The 4,628-nt window shown below is 65.4% G+C and carries 5 protein-coding genes; 4 read left to right on the forward strand and 1 reads right to left on the reverse strand.

From position 1 onward, the window contains the following. Positions 1-956 (forward strand): nucleotide sugar dehydrogenase (locus ADBZ5U_RS07855; RefSeq protein WP_526264113.1); only part of this gene is annotated, 956 nt, incomplete at its 5' end. A gap of 28 nt (positions 957-984) precedes the next feature. Here ADBZ5U_RS07855 and ADBZ5U_RS07860 read toward each other — a convergent pair. Further along, complete coding sequence (locus tag ADBZ5U_RS07860) at positions 985-2,316, reverse strand: arylsulfatase (RefSeq protein ID WP_526264115.1); 1,332 nt, start codon at positions 2,314-2,316, stop codon at positions 985-987. A 540-nt stretch (positions 2,317-2,856) separates the two neighbouring features. Here ADBZ5U_RS07860 and ADBZ5U_RS07865 point away from each other — a divergent pair. The 3 genes from ADBZ5U_RS07865 to ADBZ5U_RS07875 all read left to right on the forward strand — a co-directional run. Then, a complete protein-coding gene (locus ADBZ5U_RS07865; protein WP_526264117.1) occupies positions 2,857-3,483 on the forward strand; it encodes a TetR/AcrR family transcriptional regulator in 627 nt (208 codons plus the stop codon). Continuing rightward, on the forward strand, positions 3,476-3,907 hold the full coding sequence (locus ADBZ5U_RS07870; RefSeq protein WP_526264119.1) for a PqqD family peptide modification chaperone: 432 nt from the start codon (positions 3,476-3,478) through the stop codon (positions 3,905-3,907). Before ADBZ5U_RS07865 ends, ADBZ5U_RS07870 begins: the two co-directional genes overlap by 8 nt. A gap of 38 nt (positions 3,908-3,945) precedes the next feature. Further along, the coding region (locus ADBZ5U_RS07875) for a nucleotidyltransferase family protein (RefSeq protein ID WP_526264121.1) at positions 3,946-4,628 on the forward strand (683 nt) is incomplete at its 3' end.

Consider the following 4,628-nt stretch of genomic DNA (forward strand, 5'->3'; position numbering starts at 1 on the left):
TCATCCTCGAATCGACCACGTACCCGGGAGCGACCGAGGAATTGGTCCTGCCGATCCTCGAGCAGTCCGGCCTGAGGGTCGGAGACGATTTCTTCCTGGCGTTCTCGCCCGAACGCGTGGACCCCGCCAACAAGACGTGGAACACCAGAAACGTCCCCAAGGTGGTGGGAGGCGTCACCGAGGACTGCCTGGCTTTGGCCACGGCCTTGTACGACGGGCCGGTCGATCAGGTGGTGCCGGTGAGTTCCCCGCGTACCGCCGAGATGGTCAAGTTGCTCGAGAACACATTCCGGGCGGTGAACATCGGGCTTGTCAACGAACTCGCGCTCATGTGCGAGCGAATCGGTGTCGACATCTGGGAGGTCATCGACGCCGCCGCGTCGAAGCCCTTCGGCTTCATGCCTTTTCACCCCGGACCGGGATTGGGCGGTCACTGCATTCCGATAGATCCGCTGTATCTGTCCTGGAAGATGCGCGAAGTCGGGTTCGAAGCGCATCTGATCGAACTCGCCGGCCAGGTCAACGCGGCGATGCCGCACCATGTCGTCGACAAGATCGGCGACGCGCTCAACGAGCACGGGAGGGCGATCAAGGGCAGCGGTGTGCTGGTGCTGGGCGTGGCCTACAAACCGCAGGTGCGCGACATTCGTGAGTCCCCCGCGCTGGAGGTCATGGCGTTGTTGCGCAGGAAGGGCGCCCACATCAGTTACTGCGACCCGTTCGTGCCGTCCCTGGGCGCCGCGCAATGGCCCGGCGGCTATCCACTCGAGTCGGTGGCCTACAGCCGGGACGCGGTCGCCGCCGCCGACTGCGTGGTCGTGCTCACCGACCACGAGGCGTTCGATTACGGCGATGTCGCCGCGGCGGCCAGACTGATCGTCGACACCCGCAATGCGATCCCCGCGGGTGTGAACGGAGTTTTCAGACTCGGGGCTCCGAACCCTCCGCCCCGGTGACCTCGGCTCGCATCCCGGACGTGGCCGTTCAGGGCTGATACGGATCCGGCGTACCCATCGGGATGAGCGGGTGTTCTTTCACGCTCTTGTCGAACGCGCCCACGATTTTCAGCACCGGCCCGACGACCCAGGAGTCGGGGGTGGGTTTCTCCTCCCGGGGGTCGGTGAAGAGGTTGTAGACCGACGGCACCGGATACTTGACCGGCGGATCGAACATGGTGTCCTGGCGGTAGAAGTGCAGCTTCCAGTTCCGCCATTTGACCGCCTGCAGTCGATCCGAGCACCAGATCGGGAAACCCTCCCGCGCTGACTTCTCCGAGTTGCCGAGGAAGAACTCGGACTGGTCGATGCTGTCGAAGGGCCGGTCGGTCGGCGTTTTCGCACCGCTGAACTTCGCCAGGGTCGCGAACATGTCGACACCGTGGACCATCTCGTTGGTCACGCGGCCCGCCGGAACCCGGCCGGGCCACCGGATCATGAAGGGCACCCGGATCCCGCCTTCGAGAGCGGTGAAGTACTGACCGCGCCACGGGCCTGCCCAGCCGTCCCAGGGACGGATGAACTCCGGACCGTTGTCACTGGTGAACACGACGATCGTGTTGTCCCGGATACCGGCTTTGTCGACGGCGTCGAGAATCTGGCCGACGTGGGTGTCGGTCTCGGTGAGCACGTCCGCCCAGTCGCCGTTGGAGGTCTTGCCCTTGAACGCCGGGTTCGGCTCAGTGGGCAGATGCGGCTGGGTCAGCGCCACGTAGGCGTAGAGCGGACTGCCCGACTGGCTCTGCTTGCCGATGAAGGACACGGCCCGCCGGGTGATCTCCGCGTCGATCAGACGACGCTGAGTCAGGTCGTAAACGCCCAACTCGCGGCTCTTCTCGCCCTTGCGGCCCTCCATGATCTGCTCGGCCGGCATGATGTCGGGCGACCAGCCCGGCGACTCGGGCCAGAGCGCCTCGTCTGTCGTGCGCGGAATGCCGTACCACTCGTCGAAACCCTGGTCGTTGGGCAGACGGCCGTCGCGGCTGCCCAGATGCCACTTGCCGAAGTAGCCGGTGGCGTAGCCGGCGTCGGACATCGCCTCGCCGAGGGTGACCTCCCACTGGGTCAGGCCGTCGGCGACCCCGCCGAAAGGCACGGCGTAGGTGCCCGAGCGGATCGCCCAGCGCCCAGTCAGCAAGCTGGACCTGCTTGGGGTGCACTGGGTTTCCATGTTGGCGTTCAGCAAGCGGGTGCCGTCGGCCGCCAGGGAGTCGATCCGGGGGGTCGGCGCACCCCGGGTCAGCCCACCCCCGTAGGCGCCGACCTCCCCGTAGCCGAGGTTGTCGGTCAGGATGAACACGATGTTGGGAGCGCCGCTCATCGCCTGGGTTCGGGCGGGCTTCGCCGAACACGCCCCGGCGACAACCAGCATCAAAGCAACGCAGAGCCTGATCATCATTAGTCGCATCGGACTCCAATCCCCGTTTGCCACCGGCCTGTTCTCGCGAACCACCGAGAGGCCGACTCTACGTATTCGCCACGCCGGAGTCATACGATTGACTGAAATTGACGGGAGGTGCAGTATGGGGTGTTCCAAAGAGGGTGGAGGGGGCGGTCTTGCCGGCGATGGTGGTGAGGGCCCTACGGGGTACGGCACCGGGATCAACGAGGGGTTCGACGGCAAGATCGAATTGGACGTGCGTGACTCCACGCCGGACTGGAAGCCCTTCGAGCTGAAGAAGGCCCCGGAGGGCGCCCCCGGCCAACGTCGACATGAAGCCGGAGGCCCAAGGGTGATCTTCGCCCACGGGTCCCGGTTCGGCGGGCACACGCTGTTCATCAGGACTCCGACACCATCGCGCCGGGGGGCTCCTTGCCCGCTCGGCAGGTAGCATCGCGCTGAAGTCCGGACGATGGCTGAATGGAGTTTGCGATGGTCTACGTCGAGTCCGCGGAGCGGGGTCGGCAGATTGTCTCGGCCGCGCGCACGGTGATCACCCGCGATGGCGTGGCAGCGGCGACTATTCGCGCGGTCGCAAAGGAAGCCGGTATCCCGCTCGGCACGCTGCAGTACGTCTTTCCCACAAAACAACAGTTGATGCGTGCGGTGACCGAGGGTCTGATCGAGGACGTCGTCGGGGTCCTGCGAACCACCGCCAAGCTTGATGGGGGCCTGGAACACGTCCTCGGGGAGGGGGTGCGACGCTTCTGGGCCGACTTGGTGGTCGGCGATCTGCCCTCGCAGCTGGCCCAGTACGAACTGACGGCCTACTCGCTCAGGACCGAGGGTCTTCAGGATGTGGCACGCCGGCAGTACGAGGGGTACACCGATGCCGTTACCGAATGGCTTCAAGCGTCGGCCGGGCGAGCAGGCGAGGATAGTTCCGTCGCGACACGGCAGTTCGCGCGCCTGATCATTGCCGCAGTCGATGGGCTGATTCTTCAATACGTCGTGAACCCCGACCCCGATCGCGGCTGGGCGGACATCGAGGCCCTGATCGGAATGATCGTCCGCCACGCCGGTGTGCGCCCCGCGGCTGGTGACTGACGACGTGCGGTATCGACTTAACGGTCCGGATGTCATTCAGGAGACCATGGATGGCGAGGTCCTCATCATCCACACGCCGTCGGGCACTTACTACAGCCTCGAAGGCACCGGGGAACAGGTGTGGAACGCACTGTTGGCGGGCCACACGGTCGATGAGATCGCCGCGTCGTATACCGACGTCGAGCACGGTGGTCTCGACTCGGTGGCCGAAGCCGTGTCGGTCTTCGTTCGCGAGTTGCAGCAAGAGCAGTTGATCGTTCCGGGCGACCAGTCCGCAGCACCTGGACCGGCTCGACGCCCTGCGGCACCGTTCTCCAGCCCCGCTCTCCAGAAATACACCGACATGCAGGAGTTGCTCCTGGTCGACCCGATCCACGAGGTCGACCCGCAATCCGGCTGGCCCGAACGGCGTGATCCCAACTGACCGGGAATTCGATCCTGGGCATGGGAGCGCCACAGTCGGTGTACAGCGACGACTGGCGTGGCAAGTGGTCCCGCCTTGTCGCATACAGCAGAAGCGAATTCGCACCGGAAATGTTCCCGCTTCCCACCGACGCCCAGATGGATCTGTTGAAAGCCGCCTTGCTGCCGGCCGAGCAGGCCGCACCGGCTTGGCGACGCTGGAAGGCGCGGGGCCTCGATCTCCAAACAGTGCGCGATGAGGCATCGACCCGGGTGTTCCCGCAGTTGTTGCAGAACCGCGATGCCGCCGAAATCGGCGCGGAAGATCTGCCCATTCTGAAAGGCGTGCGCAGGCACACCACCGCCGCCAACGTGGCGATCCTCGCCAGCGCCCTCAAGGTCGCGCAACTTTTCCGCGACGCCGGAATACCTCACCTGCTCTTCAAGGGCGCCGCGATGATCGCGCGGGTCGACCGGCTGGGTTACCGACGCATCGCAGATGTCGATGTCCTGGTGCCGCGCGCCTATGCCGAGCGGGCAGGCCATGCGCTGCTGGCCGCCGGTTACACCGCCAAACCCCCTCACCGGCCGATCGGGTTCAGCCATGCCCGAGGTTATCGACTGCCGAGCGGACAGGAAGTCGACCTCCATTGGTGGGCGTTCAAGACCGCCGGCGACGACAGTTCGATGTTCGATACCGCCGAGCCGGCAACGCTATTGGGCACGCCGGTCCTGATACCGTC

Origin of the sequence: Mycobacterium sp., from assembly GCF_040398885.1 — a bacterium.
In the GTDB taxonomy this organism is placed as follows: domain Bacteria; phylum Actinomycetota; class Actinomycetes; order Mycobacteriales; family Mycobacteriaceae; genus Mycobacterium.